Source organism: Vibrio sp. 378, assembly GCF_033339435.1.
The window spans coordinates 1-504 of sequence record NZ_JAWOUO010001281.1; the positions used below are offsets into that span (position 1 = coordinate 1).

The 504-nt window shown below is 47.8% G+C and carries 1 protein-coding gene; it reads right to left on the bottom strand.

What is annotated here, in order from left to right:
- A partial coding sequence (locus R7Q48_RS31565) for an amino acid ABC transporter permease (protein WP_318134421.1) occupies positions 1–494 on the bottom strand: 494 nt, incomplete at its 3' end.
- Positions 495–504: the final 10 nt, after the last annotated feature.

The window sequence follows — 504 nt, forward strand, 5'->3', positions numbered from 1 at the left end:
AGAATCACCAAGCGCATCTTCTGCCAATAATTCAAACCAAGTGATTCTGCCGCTTCATGTTGACCTCGGTTGATCGCTTGAATCCCACCGCGAAATACTTCTGCCATAAACGCACTTTCAGCGATAGTCAATGCAATTACCCCCGCCCAAAAATGATTGAGAGAGACATCGAGCAGCGTTGGCATGCCGTAGTAAACCCATAAGAGCAACACCAATACTGGGATTGAGCGGATCACCTCAACGTAGATGCGATTCATCCATTTGAGCGTTGGGGAGCGAGAAAGTGCAGGCAACGCAATCAGCAGCCCAAGTGTCATGGCAAAACACATACTCAAGAGTGACACTTGAATGGTGTCATTAAACCCCGCGACTAAAAACTTCAGGTTGGTTATCCCTTGTTCCGTTGACGGGTCGAGTACATACCAGCCCCATTGGTAATCTGAGCAACCCGTTAACAACAGCAGCGAAATCAGCCATAGAGTTCGAAAGGTCACATTTACTCCC